This window comes from Micromonospora palomenae, from assembly GCF_007829925.1.
Taxonomy (GTDB): Bacteria; Actinomycetota; Actinomycetes; order Mycobacteriales; family Micromonosporaceae; genus Micromonospora; species Micromonospora purpureochromogenes.
The window spans coordinates 1,835,726-1,853,979 of record NZ_VIXA01000001.1 but is presented as its reverse complement, the minus strand read 5'-3'; the positions used below and the strand labels follow the sequence as shown (position 1 = coordinate 1,853,979).

Sequence of the window (18,254 nt, the reverse complement as noted above, 5' to 3'; positions counted from 1 at the left end):
CGCCGCCACTGCGCACCCCGCCTGAGCTGCCATAAGATGAGCCGAGGGGGCGGAAGATCCCCGGTCTGCGGCCCCTTTCGCCGGAAATTTACTCGCTGAAATCCCCTTAGGCTGAAACTCCTTTCCGCGCTAGGGGGATGATCGGCCGAATTTCGACGCCCGATCACCGAGGCGTCGTGGCCCCTTCGGGCTGACTCCGATCAATGGCCTGTTCCAGGAGGCATCGAGGCCTATTCTGGCTCCATTGTGAAGTCCTGGGGGGGATCATGATCACAATTGTCGATGCCTGCGCGCTTGTCCACAGTGGAGTCGAGTCAGCTCCCTGAGATGGCGCAACCAATGATCATCCAGCGTTTCGTGGACGTCGCTGCCGCCCATCCCGACCGGCCGGCGATCCTGGGCGAGACCCACGAGGTCGACTACGCCGAGCTGGCCGGCAGCGCCGGTGGCCACGCCGCCGCGCTCGCCGCCGCGGGCCTGCGCGCCGGCGACCGGGTCGCCCTGCTCACCGGGCACGGCGCGCCCACCGTCGCCGCCGTCCTCGGCGCCCTCGCCGCCGGCTGCGCGTACGTGCCGTTGGACCCGGGGTTCCCCGACGCGCGGCTGCGGCACCTGCTCGCCGCCGCCGACGTGCGCGCCGTCGCCTGCGCCGCCGCCCACCGGGAACTGGCCGAGCGGCTCTGCGCCGACCGGCCCGGCACCCCCGTGATCGTCCTCGACGGGGTCGGGCCCGCCCCGCTGCGTCCCGTGCCGGTCGACCCGGACGCGCCGGCGTACGTGCTGTTCACCTCGGGCTCCACCGGCACGCCCAAGGCCGTCGCGCAGACCCACCGCAACCTGGCGCACGTCGTGGACAACCAGATCCGCGACCTCGCTCTCGCCCCGGACGACCGGCTCAGCCTGCTCGCCTCGTTCAGCTTCGACGCCGCCATCCCCGATCTGTACCCGGCCCTGCTCACCGGCGCCGCCGTCGTCCCGGTGGACCTGCGCCGGGACGGCCTGGCCCACGCCGCCGACCAGCTGGTCCGACGCCGGGTGACCGTCTACCACTCCACCCCGACCGTCTACCGGTTCCTGCTCGACACCCTCGGCGCGCGCCGGCTCGACTCGGTGCGGGTGGTGCTGCTCGGCGGCGAGCAGGCCACCCACGCCGACGCCGCGCGCGGCCGGGACCGGTTCGCGCCGGGCTGCGTCCTGGTCAACGGCTACGGCGCCACCGAGATGACCTTCGCCGCCCGGCACACGCTGCCGTTCGCCGAGGCCGACCCGACCGGCACCGGGCCGCTGCCCATCGGCACCCCGCTGCCCGGGTACGAGCTGTCGCTGGACCGGGACACCGGCGAGATCGTGGTGCGCAGCCGGTACCTCGCCCCGGGCTACCTGGGGCAGGACAGCGACCGGTTCAGCCTCGAGGACGACGGCGTGACCCGGGCGTACCGCACCGGGGACCTCGGGGCGCGGCTGCCCGGCGGCGAGCTGGTCTGCCACGGCCGGCTCGACCGGCAGGTGAAGGTGCGCGGGTTCCGGGTCGAGCTGACCGAGATCGAGGCGGTCCTCGCCGCCCAACCCGGCGTCGCCGCCGTCCGCGCCATCGCCCGCGACGGCGAGCTGCTGGCGTACGCGACGCCCGCCGGCGGGCCCCTCGGCCCGGCGGCCCTGCGCGCCGCCCTCGCCCGGCGGCTGCCGGAGTACGCCCTGCCCCGCGCGGTGGTCGCGCTCGACTCCCTCCCGCTCACCGTCACCGGCAAGGTCGACGAGCGGGCGCTGCCCGACCCGCCCCGGGCCGTCCCGGCCGGGCAGGGCCCGAGGACCGAGACCGAGCGGGCGGTGCACGACATCTGGTGCGCGGTGCTCGACCGCGACGCGGTCGGCCGGCAGGAGAGCTTCTTCGACGCGGGCGGCCAGTCCCTGCTGCTCGGCCAGGTGCAGCAGCGCCTCGCCGAGCGGTTCGGGGTGGCACTGCCGATGGTGCGGCTCTTCGCCCACCCCACCGTGGCGGCGCAGGCCCGGCTGCTCGACGCGGCGGCCATCGACGACCGGCCCGGCGCACCGGCCCCCGCGCCGACCCTGCCCGCCCCGGCCGCGCCGACCGTCGCCGCCCGCGAGTACACCGGCGACGAGATCGCCGTCGTCGGGCTCGCCGGGCGGTTCCCGGGCGCGCCCGACCTGGCCACCTTCTGGTGGAACCTCTGCGCCGGGGTCGACTCGATCCACGACCACAGCGACGCCGAGCTGGCCGCCCTGGGCATCGGGCTCGGCCTGCGCGCCGACCCCCGGCACGTCCGGGCCGCCGGCCGGCTCGACGGCGTCGCCGACTTCGACGCCGAGTTCTTCGCCATGGGCGAGCAGGAGGCCGCCCGCACCGACCCGCAGCACCGGCTCTTCCTGGAGACCGCGTGGGAGGCGCTGGAGGACGCCGGGCACGACCCGACCCGGTTCCCCGGGCTGGTCGGGGTCTACTCGGCCACCTCGGCCAACCGGTACTTCCTGTTCCACCTGCTGGACAACCCGGCGGTGGTGGGTGACGTGGACCCGGACGACTGGGAGGCCCGGCTGATCGGGCGGCAGTTCACCGACCACCTGCCCGGCCAGGTCGCGTACCGGCTGGGACTGACCGGGCCGGCGGTCGCCGTGCAGAGCGCCTGCTCCAGCTCGCTGGTCGCGGTCTGCCTCGCCGCGCAGAGCCTCGCCGACTACCAGTGCGACCTCGCCCTCGCCGGCGGCGTCAACGTCACCTGGCCCCGCTACCGGCACACCCCCGGCGGCCTCGCCTCACCCGACGGTCGCTGCCGCGCCTTCGACGAGGCCGCCGACGGGGCCGGCTTCGGCTCCGGGGTCGGGGTGGTCGCGCTGCGCCGCCTCGCCGATGCCCGGGCCGACGGCGACCGGATCTACGCGGTGCTACCCGGCTGGGCGGTCACCAACGACGGGCCCGACCGGGCCGGCTTCGCCGTCCCCGGCCCCGCCGGGCAGGCCGCCGCCGTCGCGAACGCCCTCGCCGCCGCCGAGGTCGCGCCCGGCGAGGTCCGTTTCATCGAGGCCCACGGCAGCGGTACGCCGCTCGGCGACGCCATCGAGGTCGCCGCGCTGCACGAGGTGTACGGCGGGGCCGCACCCGCCGAGTCCTGCGCGCTCGGCTCGGTCAAGACCAACATCGGTCACCTCGACGCCGGAGCCGGCGTGGCCGGGCTGATCAAGACCGTGCTCGCCGTGCAGCACGGGGTGATCCCGCCGAACCTGCACTTCACCCGACCACACCCGGAGATCGACCTGGCCGGCGGCCCGTTCTACGTGCCGACCAAGGCGCGCGACTGGCCGCAGGGCCCGCGCCGGGTCGCCGGGGTCAGCTCGTTCGGCCTCGGCGGCACCAACGCCCACGTGGTGGTCGAGCAGCCCCCGCCGGTCGAGCCGGTCGAGGCGCCCGAGGGTGCCGCGTACCTGCTGCCGGTCTCGGCGCGTACCCCCGGGGCGTTGCGCGCGGCGCTCACCCGGCTGCGGGCCCACCTGGCCGGCGCGGCGCCGGCGCTGCCCGAGGTGGCCGCCACCCTGGCGCTGGGCCGGCGGGCCTTCGACTGCCGGGCGGCGGTGGTCGCCACCGACCCGGCCGGCGCGGTCGCCGCGCTGGACGAGCTGCTTCACGGCGACACCCGGGTCGCCGGCCCGGCCGGCCGGCTGCGGGACCTCGCCGCCGACTGGGTCGCCGGCCGCGACGTCGACTGGGCCGCGCTGCACCCCGGCGAAAGCGTCCGCCGCACCGGACTGCCCGGCTACCCGTTCCAGCGCCGGCGGTACTGGATCGACCCCCCTCAGAAAGGCGCACGGTGAACTGGTTCGTCTCGCCCGGAAGCCGACCCCAGGCGCCGGTGCAACTGTTCTGCCTGCCCTACGCCGGGGCCGGCGCGAGCGCCTTCCGGCGCTGGCAGGAGGGGATCGGCCCGGATGTCGAGGTGCTGGCGGTGCAACTGCCCGGCCGGGAGAACCGGATCAGCGAGGATCCCCGGTTCACCGTGCCCGACGTCGCCGCCGCCATCGCCGGTCGGGCCGACCGCCCGTACGCGATCTACGGCCACTCGATGGGCGGCCGGGTCGGCTTCGAGGTGGTCCGCGAGCTGCGCCGCGCCGGCCGTCCGCTGCCGGTGCGGCTCTACGTGGGTGGCGCGCGGGCGCCGCACGTCACCGCCCCCAGCCTCTTCGACGGGCTGTCCCGGGTGGACGACGACGAGCTGCTGCGCCGCCTCGGCGCCGGCGGCGGGCTCCCCGCCGAGCTGCTGGAACACCCCGAGCTGGTGCAGCTGCTGCTGCCGCTGCTGCGCGCCGACTTCGGCCGGGTGGACAGCTACCGGTACGTCCCCGGCGAGCCGCTGCCGGTGCCGCTCGTCGCGTTCAGCGGCCGGCACGACCGGGCGGCCAGCCGGGAGCAGAGCGCCGCGTGGGCCGCGCACACCGCCGCCGGGTTCACCCTGCACGAGATCGACGGCGGGCACTTCTTCCTCACCGACCGGCTGCCCGACCTGCTCGCCGCCATCCGCGCCGACCTGGCCGCCGCGGTGACCGACGCGCGGCCCACCCCTGAAGCGCCAGCCACCACCGCCGTCCCGTCGACCGCCGCGCCGGCCACCACCGGCGGGCACCGGGTGCCGCTCGGTGACACCGGCTGGTCGGTCTGGCGGGACGCGATCCTGCGCGGCACCGGCTTCCCGGCCGACGGGCTGGCCCTCCTCGCCGCGCCGCACGCCGCCGCGGCGGCCGACGTGCTGCTCGCCACCGGGGCCGATGCCGACCGGTTCGACAAGGAGTTCGACGAGGCCGTCCGCGCGGCGGCGCACCGGCTCAGCGAGCTGGCCGGCCAGCCGCTGCTGCGCGAGGCGGTCACCTGGCAGAACCGTGGCGCGCTCGTTGCCCTGGACGGCCTGGTCCACGGCGGCGGCGACGCGGCCCGCAACGTGCGCCGCCGGGACCGCGAGCGGGCCCTGCTCAAATACTGGCAGCGGTACGCGGGCAAGAACGAGACGGTCGGCTTCTTCGGGCCGAGCTGCTGGGTGACCATGGACCCGGAGCAGCCGGAGGTGGTCCGGATCAGCCAGGGGCCGGGGCTGACCCGTCGTCGCTGGGTCTGGTTCGAGTCCTGGGCGCTGTCCGCGTACGCCGACCGGATCGGCGCGGACCTGGCGGTGCGCCGCTGGTGGCCCCCCGCGCTCTGCCCGCACCTGAGCGTGCGCGGGCGCCACGTGCTGCGCCCCGGCCGGCCGCCCGTGCCCCTGTCCCCGGTGGAGGCGGCGCTGCTCGCCGCCGTCGACGGTTGCCGGCCCGCGTACCAACTGGTGGCGGACCCGGCGGTCGGGCTGCGCCGGGCCGAGGACGGCTACGCGCTGCTGGACCGCCTGGTGGCCCGGGAGCTGATCACGTGGGACGCCGCCCTGCCGGTCAGCCCCGACGCCGAGCAGGTGCTCTCCGCCCGGATCGACGGGATCGGCGACGAGTCCGCCCGGGCGGCCGCTCGGGCCGGCTGGGACCGGCTGCGCGCGGCGCGCGACCGGGTCGCCGCCGCGGCCGGCGACCCGGACCGGCTGCGCGTCGCCCTCGAGGACCTCGACGCCACCTTCACCGCGCTGACCGGTGCCGCGTCCCGGCGCCGGGAGGGCCAGATGTACGCCGGGCGGACGATCTGCTACGAGGACACCAGCCGTGACCTCGACGTCGTCTTCGGCGCGCCACTGCTGGCCGACCTCGCCGCCCCGCTCGACGTGCTGCTGCGCGCCGCCCGCTGGATGGTCAACGCGCTGGCCGAGGCGTACGGGTCGGTGTTCCGGGGGCTCTACGAGGAGCTGCACGCCGAGGCCGGGGACGGGCCGGTCGCCCTGTCCGACCTGTGGTTCCTGGTCCAGGGCCTCTTCTGGGGCGGCGGCGAGCGGCCGGTCGACGCGGTGGCCGCCGAGTTCGCGGCGCGCTGGGCCGGGCTGTTCGGGCTGGACACGCTGCCCGCCGGCACCAATGAGGTCCGGCTGCGGGTCGCCGACATCGCCGGGCGGATCGACGAGGTCTTCCCCGGCACCCGGCCGGACTGGTCCAACGGCGTCATACACAGCCCGGACCTGCAGATCTGCGCCGCCGACGCCGACGCGCTGCGCCGGGGCGAGTTCACCGTCGTCCTCGGCGAGCTGCACGCGGCCTGGTCATCGTTCGACTGCGCGGTGTTCACCCCGTCGCACCCGGACGTGGAGCGGCTGCGCGCGGCGCTCGCCGAGGACCTGGGCGAGCGGCGGATCCGGCTGCTCTTCCCGAGCGACTGGCCCCGCCGGACGAGCCGTACCGCCGAGTCGCTGACCGGTCCGACCGACCGGCACCTGGCCTTCCAGCCGGCCGAGGGCGCGGACCCGGCCCGGGTGCTGCCCACGGTGGACCTCACGGTGACCGACGAGGAGGGCCGGCTGGTCGCCACCGCCCGCGACGGCCAGCGGTGGTCGCTCACCGAGGTCTTCGCCGAGCTGCTCAGCGCGCACGCCGTCGACGGGTTCAAGTTGGTCGCCGCCGCGCCGTACACCCCCCGGATCACCCTGGACAACCTGGTGGTGGCCCGGCAGACCTGGCGTACCACGGTCGGGGAGAGCGGCCTCGCACCGGTCACCGGGGAGCGCGACCGCTACCTCGCGGTGCGGGCCTGGCGGCGGCGGCTCGGCCTGCCGGAGCAGGTCTACGTCAAACTCGGCACCGAGACCAAGCCCTGCTTCGTGGACCTGAGCAGCACCGCCTTCGCGAACATGTTCTGCGCCATGGTCCGGGCCGCCCGCACCGACGGCGGTGACAGCGTCTCCCTGTTGGTCAGCGAGATGCTGCCCACCCCCGACCAGGCATGGGTGCCGGACGCCGCCGGCCACCGGTGCTTCAGCGAGCTCCGGTTGCAGATCGTGGACGCCCACGCCCGGGAGGTCGGCCGATGAGCCACCTGCTGCCGCTCGGCGACACCGGCTGGTCGGTGTGGCGGGACGTGGTGCTGCGCAGCGCCGGATTCCCCGCCGACGGGCTCGACCGGTTCGCCGCCCCGGAGGTGGCCGCCGCCGCCGACGCGCTGCTCGCCGGGGAGGTCGCCCCGGAGATCGTCGACAAGGCGCTGCGCGAGGCGTTCGCCGACTCCTCGGCGGTGGCCGGCGAACTGGCCGCCGACCCGCTGCTGCGCGAGGCGGTCACCTGGCAGAACCCGGACATGCTGATCGCGCTGGACGGGCTGCTGCGCACCGACCCGGCGGTCCGCAACGTGCGCCGCCGCAAGCGTGAGCTGAGCCTGCTGCGCTACTGGCAGCGCTACTGCGGCAAGGCCGAGACGATCGGCTTCTTCGGCCCGGTCTGCTGGGGCACCTTCGACCCGGACGACCCGCGCACCCGGCTGGCGCCCGGACCCGGCCTGGTCACTCGCCGGCACGTCGGGTTCGAGGCCTGGGCCCTGATCGCGTACGCCGACCGGCTCGCCGACGACCTGGCGGTACGCCGCTGGTGGGCCCCGGCGCTGCAACCGCACCTGACCGTCCAGGGCCGGCAGCTGCGCTGGCCGCTGCACCCGCCGATCCCGCTGTCGGCGGTGGAGGCCCGGCTGCTGGCGTCCTGCGACGGGCGCACCGCCGCCGTCGAACTGGCCGAGCGGGCCCGCGCCGACGGCGACGTCCGCACCCTCGACGACGCGTTCCTGCTGCTGGACCGGTTCGTCGAACGCGGCCAGCTGACCTGGGACGCAAATCTGCCGAACAGCCCGGACGCGGAACGGGTGCTGGCCGAGCGGATCGCGGCGATCGGCGAGGAGGCCGTGCGGGCGGCGGTGGCCGCCGACTTCGACCGGCTCCGCGCCGCCCGGGACGCGGTCGCGGCCGCCGCCGGCGACCCGGACCGGCTGGGCGCCGCGCTGGCCGCGCTCAACACCCGGTTCACCGCGGTCACCGACCGCCCCGCCACCCGGCAGAGCGGCCAGATGTACGCCGGGCGCACCGTCTGCTACGAGGAGACCGCCCGCGACCTCGACGTCACCGTCGGTGCCGCGGTGCTGGACGCGCTGACCGCCCCGCTCGCCGTGATCCTCCAGGCGGCCCGCTGGCTCACCGCCGAGATCGGCGCCGGCTGCGAGGAGATCCTCGCCGACCTGCACGACGAGCTCGCCGCCGACGGTCCGGTACGGCTGGCCGACATCTGGTCGCTGGCCCAGGGGATGCTGGTCGCCCCGGACGGCCCCATCGCCCGTGCCGGGGTGGACTTCACCCACCGGTGGGCCGAGCTGTTCGGGCTGCGGCACCTGCCGGCCGGCACCGTCGAGCTGCGGCTGCGCGCCGAGGACCTGGCCGGTCCGGTCCGCGAGCTCTTCGCCGCCGAGCGGCCCGGCTGGCCGTCCGCCCGGATCCACAACCCCGACCTCCAGGTCAGCGCCGTCTCCGCCGAGGCGATCGACCGGGGCGAGTTCCTGCTCGTCCTCGGCGAGCTGCACCCGGCCACCGTCGCCTACGACAGCGCGGTGCTCACCCCGTTCCACCCCGACCCGGCGGCACTGCGGGCGGCGCTCGACGCCGACCTCGGACCGGCCCGGATCCGGGTGCTCTACCCGGAGAGCTGGCCCCGGCTGACCACCCGCACCACGTACGCCCTCACCGGCCCCGCGGACCGCCAGCTCGGCATCGACACCGCCCGCGGTGCCGACGTCGACCGGCTGGTCGCGGCCACCGCCGTCACCGTGGTCCGCGACGGCGACGGGCTGACCGCGGTCTTCCCCGACGGGTCCCGCTGGCCGGTGATGGAGATCTTCGCCAACCTGCTCGGCTCGCTGCTGTTGGACACCTTCAAGCTGCTGGACCCGGCCCCGCACACGCCCAGGATCACCATCGACCGGCTGGTGGTGGCCCGGCGTGCCTGGCGGACCACGGTGGCCGGCAGCGGGCTGGCCGGGCATGGCGACGAGACCGCGCGCTACCTCGCGGCGCGCCGCTTCCGGGCCGCCCTCGACCTGCCCGAACGGGTGTTCGTCAAGGTCGGCACCGAGGTCAAGCCCTGCTACGTCGATCTCACCGGCCCGCTGTACGCCCAGTCGCTGTGCGCCATGGCCGACGCCGCCGCGAAGACCGGCCCGGACGTGGCGGTGGTGGTCACCGAGCTGCTGCCCACACCGGCGGACGCCTGGGTGCCCGACGCCGCCGGGCGCGGACACGTCAGCGAGCTGCGCCTGCAGATCACCGATCCAGCCACCTACCGGGGAGAGCACGGGTGACCGACATCCTGTCCATCAGCGCCGTCGCCGGGCCGCAGCTGCCCTGGCCGGACGGGACGCTGGCCGACCTGATCGCCGCCCGGGCCGCGCGCTGCCCCGACGCGGTCGCGGTCCGCCAGTGGGACGACCGGCTCACCTACCGGGAACTGGTCGGCCGGGCGGCCGGGGTGGCCGCCGCGCTGCGGGCCCACGGCGTCGGCCGGCAGACCCGCGTCGGGGTCTGCGGTCGGCGCCGGCCCCGGCTGGTCGTCGACGTGCTGGGGGTCCTCCTCGCCGGCGGCTGCTACGTGCCGCTGGAGCCGGACGGCCCCCGCGAGCGGCAACGCGAGATCCTCGCCGACGCCGGGGTGTCGCTGCTGGTGGGCGACGCGGCGGCCGAGCTGGCCGACCTGCCGGGCGTCGAGGTGGTCGAGGCGGACGGCCCGGCCCCGCTGGCGCCCTGCCCGGCCCGGCCCGGCGACCCGGCGTACGTGCTGTTCACCTCGGGCTCCACCGGCCGCCCCAAGGGGGTGCTGACCACCCACCGCAACGTGGTCGAGTTCGTCACCGGGTGCGCCACGGTCAGCGGCGCCGACGCCGGGGTGCGCAGCCTCGGCATCGCCTCGCTCGGCTTCGACGCGGCCACCATGGACCTCTTCCTGCCGCTGCTGCTCGGCGGCGCGGTGCAACTGCTCGGCGCCGACGACCGGGCCGACCCGGCCCGGCTCGCCCGGTTCATCGCCGCGCACGAGGTGAACTGGGGCTTCATCACCCCGACCGTGCTGTCCATGCTGGACCCGGCCGACGTGCCGGGCTGGCGTACCGTGCTCTGCGGCGGCGAGGCGGTCCCCGCCGAGCTGGCCGCCCGCTGGGCGCCGGGGCGGCGCTTCCTCAACGGCTACGGCCCCACCGAGACCACCGTGCTCGCGGTCACCGGCGAGCTGACCGGCGCCGAGACCGACCCGGTGCCGATCGGCTCGCCACTGCCCAACCACCGGGCGTACGTCGTCGACGCCGAGCTGCGGGCGGTGCCGCCGGGGGAGACCGGCGAGCTGCTGATCGGTGGCCCCGGACTGGCCGACGGCTACCTCGACCGGCCGGGGCTGACCGCCGACCGGTTCGTCCCCGACCCGTTCTCCGGGCTGCCCGGCGAGCGGCTGTACCGCACCGGCGATCTGGTCCGCCAGGCGGCCGACGGGCGGATCGTCTACCTCGGACGCACCGACCGGCAGGTGAAGATCCGGGGCCAGCGCATCGAGCTGGGCGAGGTCGAGGCGGTGCTGGCCGGCGCCCCCGGTGTCGACCGGGTCGCCGTCGAGGCGGTGCCCGGGCCGGCCGGTGCCGAGCTGGTCGCGGTGCTCACCCCGGCCGGCGCGCCCGGCGACGACACGATCCGGGCGTACGCCCGGGCGCGGCTGACCGCCGCGATGCTGCCGGCGCGGCTGCTGCGCCGCGACGACCTGCCGGTCAGCCCGGTCACCGGCAAGCTGGACCGGCCGGCGTTGCGCGCCTTGGCCGTGGCCGCGCTGACCGCCGGACCCACCGTCGAGGAGCCGGCCGGTGCGGCCGACCCGGTGACGGGGACGGTGACCCGGATCTGGACCCGGCTGCTCGGTGCGACCCCCGGCCCGGACACCGACTTCCTCGCCGCCGGCGGCAACTCCATCGCCGCGATGCGGCTGGTCGCCGCGCTCCGCGCCGAGCTGGGCCGGCACGTCGAGATCCGGGACGTGCTCGCCGGACGCACCCTCGGCGGCCTGGTCGCCCGGCTGCGCGCCGCCGCCCCGGCCGATACCGAGCCGCTGACCACCGGCAACCCGCCCACCCTGTCCCCGCCGCAGCGCCGGCTCTGGTTCGTCGACCAGCTCGCCCCCTCCAGCGCCCCGTACAACATCGCCGTCGCGCACCGGCTGCGCGGCCCGCTGGACACCGCCGCGCTCGGCGCGGCGCTGCGGGCCGTCGCCGAGCGGCACGACGTGCTGCGCTGGCGGATCCCGCAGACCGCCGGGGTGCCGTACGCGGTCTGCGAGGAACCCACCGACGTGGCCGTGCCGGTGGTCGACCTGACCGGCGGCGCCGACGCCGAGGCGGAGCTGGCCGCGATGCTCGCCGCCGGCGCCGCGCACGCCTTCGACCTGGCCACCGGGCCGCCCTGGCAGGTGACCGTCTACCGGCTCGGCGCCGACGCGCACGTGCTGGCGATGACCATGCACCACGCGGTCTTCGACGGCTGGTCCGAGGCGGTCCTCTACGACGACCTCGCCGCCGCGTACGCCCGGGCCGTCACCGGGGCCACCCCGACCTTGCCGCCGCCGGCCGCCACGTACGCCGACTACGCGGTCTGGCGGGCCGGGCGCGACGCCCGCCGGGGCGCGGCGGACCTGGCCTGGTGGGCCGAGCACCTGCGCGGCGCGCCCACCGTGCTGGAGCTGCCCCGCGACCGGCCCCGCCCGGCGGTGCAGACCTACGCCGGCGCCGAGGCCGCGGTGCGCCTCCCGGAGGCCGCCGACCGCGCGGTCCGCGCCCTGGCCGCGCGGCGCGGCACCACGGTCGCCGCGGTGTTGCTCGCCGGCTTCGGTGAGCTGCTGCGCCGGCTCACCGGCGGCGACGACCACGTGGTCGGGGCGATCGTCGCCGACCGCCGGCTGGCCGCCTTCGACGACGTGGTGGGCTTCTTCATCGACACCGTGCCGGTGCGGCTGCGCGCCGGCGGGGCCACCTTCGCCGAGCTGGTCGACCGGTGCGCCGCCGAGCTGCACGAGGTCACCGCCCACCCGGGCGCGCCGCTGGAACGCCTCGTTGAGGCCCTCGGCGTCGGCCGGGACACCTCCCGCGCCCCGCTGGTGCAGGTGCTGTTCAACGTGCTCAACTTCGCCCCGCCCCGGCTGGCGCTGACCGGGCTGACCGCCGTGCCGGTCCCGGTGCCCAAGCCCGGCTCGCCCTTCGACATCACCGTCTACGTGGTCGAGCGGGACGGCCGCTTCGGCGTCGAGGTGGTCCACAACCCGGACCTGTTCGACGCGGACCGGATCGACGCGCTCCTGGCCGACCTGGCCGAGCTGGTCGGCGCGCTCGCCGCCGACCCGCACGCGCCGGCCGACGCGGTCGCCGCCGCGCTGCCCCGGCCCACCGTGCGTACGCCGCAGCTCGGCGCGATGACCGTGGCGGCCGCCGAGGCGCAGCGTACCCCGATGCCGGCCGGCCCGGGCGGACTGACCGACACCGAGGAGCTGATCGCCGGCATCTGGCGGGAGGTGCTCGCCACCGACCGGGTCGGGGTCACCGACAACTTCTTCGACATCGGTGGGCACTCCCTCGCCCTGGCCGCGGTGCACGCCCGGCTCACCGCCGCCACCGGCCGCTCGATCACCATGCTCGACCTGTTCCGCCACCCCACCGTCCGGGCGCTCGCCGCCAGCCTCGACGGCGCCACCGACCGGCCGGAACTCGCCCGCGCCGCGCTACGGGCCGCCGCCCGCCGCAGCCGCACCCGCCGCAACCCACCCCGCCGCCCCGGCGGCACCGCGCAATGAAGGACATGCAGATGGACAACCCGATGGCACCCGACCTCCCCGCCGACGACGGCATCGAGCCGATCGCGATCGTCGGGCTCGCCGCCCGGCTGCCCGGCGCGGCCGACGTCCGCCAGTTCTGGCGCAACCTGGTCGACGGCGTCGAGTCGGTCACCGAGCTGAGCCGGGAGGAGCAGCTGGCGCGGGGCGCAGGAGTGGAGGAGGTCGACGACCCGGGGTGGGTCAACCGGGCGCCGCTGGTCGACGGGTACGACGAGTTCGACGCCGGGCTGTTCGGGATGACCGCCCGAGAGGCGGAGATCACCGACCCGCAGCACCGGCTGTTCCTGGAGAGCTGCTACACCGCGTTGCAGGACGCCGGCTACGACCCGGCCCGCTACGACGGCACGGTCGGCGTCTACGCCGGCACCGGCGGCAACACCTACCTGCACCGGTACGTGCTGCGCAACAAGCGCGTCGGCGGCAGCCCGCACGGGGTGGTCTCCATCGCCACCGGCAACTCGCCGAACTACGTGGCCACCAACGTGTCGTACCGGCTGGACCTGCGCGGGCCGAGCCTGACCGTGCACACCGCCTGCTCCACCTCGCTGGTCGCGTTCCACCTGGCCTGCGAGGCGCTGCGCAACGGCGAGTGCGACATGGCGCTCGCCGGCGGGGTCAACATCGAGCTGCCCCACGTCGGCTACCTGGGCATGGAGGGCTTCACCTCGCCGGACGGGCGGTGCCGGCCGTTCGACGCCGCCGCCAACGGCACGGTCTGGGGCAGCGGCGTCGGCGTCACCCTGCTCAAGCGCCTCTCCGACGCGATCGCCGACGGCGATGCGATCCGGGCCGTGGTGCTCGGCAACGCCATCAACAACGACGGCGCCGGCAAGGTCGGCTTCACCGCCCCCAGCATCGACGGGCAGATGGAGGCGATCGCCCAGGCCGTCGGGATGGCCGGGATCGACCCGCGCAGCATCAGCTACGTCGAGGCGCACGGCACCGGCACCGCGATGGGCGACCCGATCGAGGTCGCCGCCCTCTCCGCCGTCTACACCCGGGACACCGACGACCGGGGCTGGTGCGGCATCGGCTCGGTGAAGTCCAACATCGGCCACCTCAGCCAGCCCTCGGGCATCGTCAGCGTGATCAAGACGGTGCTCGCGATGGAGCACGGCCTGATCCCGCCGAGCATCAACTTCGAGCAGCCGAACCCGGCGATCGACTTCGCCGACACCCCGTTCTACGTGGCGAACACGCTGACCAAGTGGGACACCGACGGCGGGCCGCGCCGGGCCGGGGTCAGCTCCTTCGGCATCGGCGGCACCAACGCCCACGTGGTGCTCCAGGAGGCGCCGGCGGCGTACCGGGCCGACCGGGAGGTCCGGCCGGCGCAGCTGCTGCACCTGTCGGCGAAGACCGCCACCGCCCTGGACACCGCCGTGCTGCGGCTCGCCGAGCACCTGGAGGGCGCCACCGACGACGGGCCGCAGCTGCTCGCCGACGTGGCGCACACCCTGCGGGTGGGCCGGCAGGAGTACCCGCACCGGGTCGCCGTGGTCGCCGCCGACCTGCCGGACGCGGTGACCGCGCTGCGCACCCCGCGCCGCCGCCAGTCCGGCGTCGTCGACGGTCCCGCGCCGCGCGTGGGCCTGCTCTTCTCCGGGCAGGGCTCCCAGTACGCCGGGATGGGCGCGCAGCTCTACGCCGAGGAGCCCGCCTTCGCCGCCACCGTGGACGAGTGTGCCGAGCTGCTCCGCCCCGAGCTGGGGCTGGACGTCCGCGACCTGATCCTCGGCCGCGACCCGGAGGCGGGGGAGAAGCTCACCGAGACCCGCTACACCCAGCCGGCCCTCTTCGTCGTCGAGTACGCCCTCGCCACCCTCTGGCTGCGGGCCGGGGTGCGGCCCGCCGCGATGATCGGTCACTCGATCGGCGAATACGTCGCCGCCACCGTCGCCGGGGTGCTGAGCCTGCCGGACGCGCTGCGGGTGGTCGCCGCGCGGGGGCGGCTGATGCAGTCCCTGCCGGCCGGCTCGATGCTCGCCGTGGCGCTGGACGAGTCGGTGGTCGCGCAGCGCCTCCCCGAGGGGCTGGCCATCGCGACCGTCAACGGGCCGGGTACCTGCGTGGTGGCCGGCGAGAGCGACAAGGTCGCCGCGTTCGCCGAGACGATCAAGGGCAAGAGCAAGGCGCTGCGCACCTCCCACGCCTTCCACTCGCCGATGATGGAACCGATCCTGGCCGAGTTCACCGCCCTGATGGCGGGGGTGCCGCTGCGCCCACCGGCGATCCCGTTCCTGTCCAACGTCACCGGCACCTGGATCACCGCCGAGCAGGCCACCGACCCGGCGTACTGGGCCGCGCACCTGCGCCGGCCGGTGCGCTTCGGCGACTGCGTGGCCGCGCTGCTCGCCGAGGGCACCTGGGCGTTGCTGGAGTGCGGCCCCGGCCGGCAGCTGGCCAACCTGGCCCGGATGCAGGTCGCCAAGGCCGGCGCGGCCCAGCGGGCGCTGACCCCGCTGGGCAGCCTGCCCGGCCCCGGCGAGCGCACCGGCGACCTGGCCACCCTGCTCACCAGCGCCGGCGCGCTCTGGTGCGCCGGCGTCGGGGTGCGGCTCGACGCCGATCCGGCCGCCCGCCGGGTGCCGCTGCCCACGTACCCGTTCGAACGCCGCCGCTACTGGGTGGACCCGGACCCGGTGGACCAGGCGCCCGGCGCGCCGGCGCAGCGCGGGCCGCGCCCGCTGCCGGAGTGGTTCGCCGTGCCGGTCTGGCGGCAGGCCGCCGCCGAGCCGCGGACCGCGCCGCTGGGCCGCTGCCTAATCCTGGCCGACGGTCCGCGCGGCGACGCGCTGGTCGCGGCGCTGCGGGCCGCGGGCGCCACGCCCACCGTGGTACGCGCCGGCGAACGCTTCGCGGCGGTCGACGGCGGGTACCGGCTGCGGCCCGGCGCGCGCGAGGACCACGAGGCCCTGGTGGCGGCGCTCGCCGCCGACCCGCCGGAGCGGCTGGTGCACGCCTTCGCCCTCGACGGCGACCCGGCCGGCACCGACGTCGCCGCCGCCTGGGCCGCCCAGGACCGGGGCTTCTTCAGCGCGCTGCACCTGGTGCAGGCGCTCGCCGGGGCCGGGCTGACCGCCGACGAGCGCGCCCGCACCCTCGACCTGGTCACCGCCGGCATCGGGGACGTGAGCGGCGCCGACCTGGTCCGCCCGGAACACGCCACCCTGGCCGGGCTGGCCCGGGTGCTCCCGGTCGAGCTGCCCGGGCTGGCCGTCCGGCTGCTGGACGCCGACCCGGCCTCGTCCGACGTGGACGCGCTCGTCGCCGAGCTGCGCCGGCCGGTCGACCCGGCCCGCGCGGAGCTGGCGCTGCGCGGCCCGCGCCGCTGGGTGACCGGCTATGAGCAGGTCACCGTCGACGCCGAGGGCGAGCCGGGGGCGCTGCGCGAAGGCGGCCGGTACGTGATCACCGGCGGTCTGGGCGGCATCGGCGTCACCCTGGCCGAGGACTTCGCCCGGCGGGCCCGGGCGAAGCTGGTGCTGCTGGCCCGGTCCGGCCTGCCGCCGCGCGAGCGGTGGGACGACCACCTGGCCGTGCACGGCGGCGCGGACCGGGCGGGCCGGGCGATCGCGGCGATCCGCCGGATGGAGGCGGCCGGCGCGTCGGTGCTGGTGCTCGCCGCCGACGTCACCGACCCGGCCGACCTGCGCCGGGTCCGGGCGGCCGCCGAGGCCGAGTTCGGCGGGATCGACGGCATCGTGCACGCCGCCGGCCTGCCCGGCGGCGGCATGGCCGAGGTCAAGGAGCGGGCCGAGGCGGAGCGGGTGCTCGCGCCGAAGCTCGCCGGCACCCTCGCCCTCGCCGAGGTCTTCGGCGACCTGCCGCTGGACTTCGTGGTGCTCTGCTCCTCGATCACCGCGGTGATCGGCGGCTTCGGCCAGGTCGACTACTGCGCGGCGAACAGCTTCCTCGACGCGTACGCCCGGGCCGGCGCGGGCTTCCGGGCGCCGGTGCTGTCGCAGAACTGGGGCGGCTGGGCCGAGGTGGGCATGGCCGTGGAGACCGACGCGCCGGCCGGCTTCCGGGCCGCCGGGCGGGACACCGTCACGCATCCGGTGGACCACCCGGTGCTCACCACGGCGGTGACCGGCCCGGACGGCGTGGTGCTGCACGGCCTGGTCTCCGCCGACACGCACTGGCTGCTGGACGAGCACCGCATCGGCGGCGTGCCGGTGGTGCCCGGCACCGCCCACCTGGAGTCGGTCCGGGCGGCGGTCGCCGCCGGGCTGCCCGCCCCGGCCGGGGACGCGGCGGTGGAGCTGCGCGATGTGGTCTTCCTGGAGCCGTTCTCGGTGCCCGACGGCACGGTCGCGCAGTACCGGGTCGAGCTGACCCCCGCCGAGGACGGCGTGGACTTCGCGGTACGCAGCCTCGCCGCCGGCCAGCTGCGCACCCACGTACGCGGCGCGGCCGGCTGGACCGACGAGCCGGCCCCGCCGGCGCGGGTCCCGGCGGTGACCGGCCGGCGGGTGGACGACGACGCCTCGTTCGGCCGGGGGCGCACCAGCATGCTGACCTTCGGGCCGCGCTGGGCCGCGCTGGCCGAGCACCACCTGGGCGAGGGGGAGGAGCTGGCCCGGATCGCCGCGCCCGCCGCGGCGGTCGGCGACCTGCCCTCGTGGGGGCTGCACCCGGCGCTGCTGGACGTGGCCACCGCGTTCGGCCGGGGCCAGGGCAGCGGCACGTACCTGCCGCTGTCGTACGGGCGGATCGTGGTGCGCGGCGCCCTGCCGGCGCAGTTCCACAGCCACCTGCGGCACCGCGACAGCGCCACCGACGAGGTGGTGACCGCGGACCTGTCCCTGCGGGACGCCGACGGCCGGGAGCTGGTCGCGATCAGCGACTTCGTGCTGCGCCGGGTCGACCAGGGCGCGGTGACCGGCGGGCTGGCCACGGCGGGCGCACCGGCGCAGGCGCCCGCCCCGGAGCCGGGGGTGCCGACCGAGGACATCCGGCCGGTCGACGGGGCCGAGGCGTTCCGCCGCAGCCTCACCGCCGGGCTGGGCGCGCAGGTGGTGATCGCCACCCGGACCGTCGACGACATCCGCGACCGCGCCTCCCGGGTCACCACCGGGAGCCTGGAGACCGCCGACGAGCCGGCCCTCGCCGCCCCGGCCGCCGGCGGCGCCGCCTCCGCCGCGCCGCGTACCGAGCTGGAGATCACCATCGCCCAGGTCTGGCGGGACGGGCTGGGGGTGACCGAGGTGGGCGTGGACGACGACTTCTTCGCCCTCGGCGGCAACTCCCTGGTCGCGGTCCAGCTGATCGCCGCGATGCGCAAGGCGACGGGGGTACGGCTGCCGATGCGCAGCCTCTTCGAGACCCCGACCGTCGCCGGCCTGGCGGCCCGGATCGAGGAGCTGCGCGCCGGCGCCGCGCCCGCCGACGAGCCCGCCCCGGCCACCATCCCCGCCATCCCGCGGCTGCCCCGCGACTGAGCGTCGAGAAACAGGAGT

The 18,254-nt window shown here is 76.6% G+C and carries 5 protein-coding genes; all 5 read left to right on the top strand.

Annotated elements, in window-relative coordinates; all coding sequences use genetic code 11:
* Nucleotides 1-339: 339 nt before the first annotated feature.
* The 5 genes from FHX75_RS08310 to FHX75_RS08290 are packed head-to-tail and all read left to right on the top strand — an operon-like array spanning nt 340 to nt 18,236.
* Entirely contained in the window at nt 340-3,825 is a 3,486-nt protein-coding gene (locus tag FHX75_RS08310) for an AMP-binding protein (RefSeq protein WP_246157788.1), read from the top strand.
* Nucleotides 3,822-6,938, top strand: coding sequence for a thioesterase domain-containing protein (locus FHX75_RS08305; protein ID WP_154937781.1), 3,117 nt, complete (start codon nt 3,822-3,824; stop codon nt 6,936-6,938). Before FHX75_RS08310 ends, FHX75_RS08305 begins: the two co-directional genes overlap by 4 nt.
* The gene (locus tag FHX75_RS08300) at nt 6,935-9,238 is read left to right on the top strand and encodes a lantibiotic dehydratase (protein ID WP_154937779.1); all 2,304 of its coding nucleotides are present in this window, start codon (nt 6,935-6,937) and stop codon (nt 9,236-9,238) included. The genes FHX75_RS08305 and FHX75_RS08300 overlap by 4 nt, the downstream gene beginning before the upstream one ends.
* Nucleotides 9,235-12,750 carry a non-ribosomal peptide synthetase gene (locus tag FHX75_RS08295; protein ID WP_154937777.1) on the top strand — a complete coding sequence of 1,172 codons (3,516 nt, stop codon included), beginning with the start codon at nt 9,235-9,237 and terminating at the stop codon, nt 12,748-12,750. The genes FHX75_RS08300 and FHX75_RS08295 overlap by 4 nt, the downstream gene beginning before the upstream one ends.
* 11 nt (nt 12,751-12,761) lie before the next feature.
* Nucleotides 12,762-18,236, top strand: coding sequence for a type I polyketide synthase (locus FHX75_RS08290; protein ID WP_246157786.1), 5,475 nt, complete (start codon nt 12,762-12,764; stop codon nt 18,234-18,236).
* Nucleotides 18,237-18,254 lie beyond the last annotated feature (18 nt).

Coding starts and splice junctions, on each gene's coding strand:
- FHX75_RS08310 (WP_246157788.1), top strand. CDS start 340: ATGATCATCCAGCGTTTCGTGGACGTCGCTGCCGCCCATCCCGACCGG.
- FHX75_RS08300 (WP_154937779.1), top strand. CDS start 6,935: ATGAGCCACCTGCTGCCGCTCGGCGACACCGGCTGGTCGGTGTGGCGG.
- FHX75_RS08290 (WP_246157786.1), top strand. CDS start 12,762: ATGGACAACCCGATGGCACCCGACCTCCCCGCCGACGACGGCATCGAG.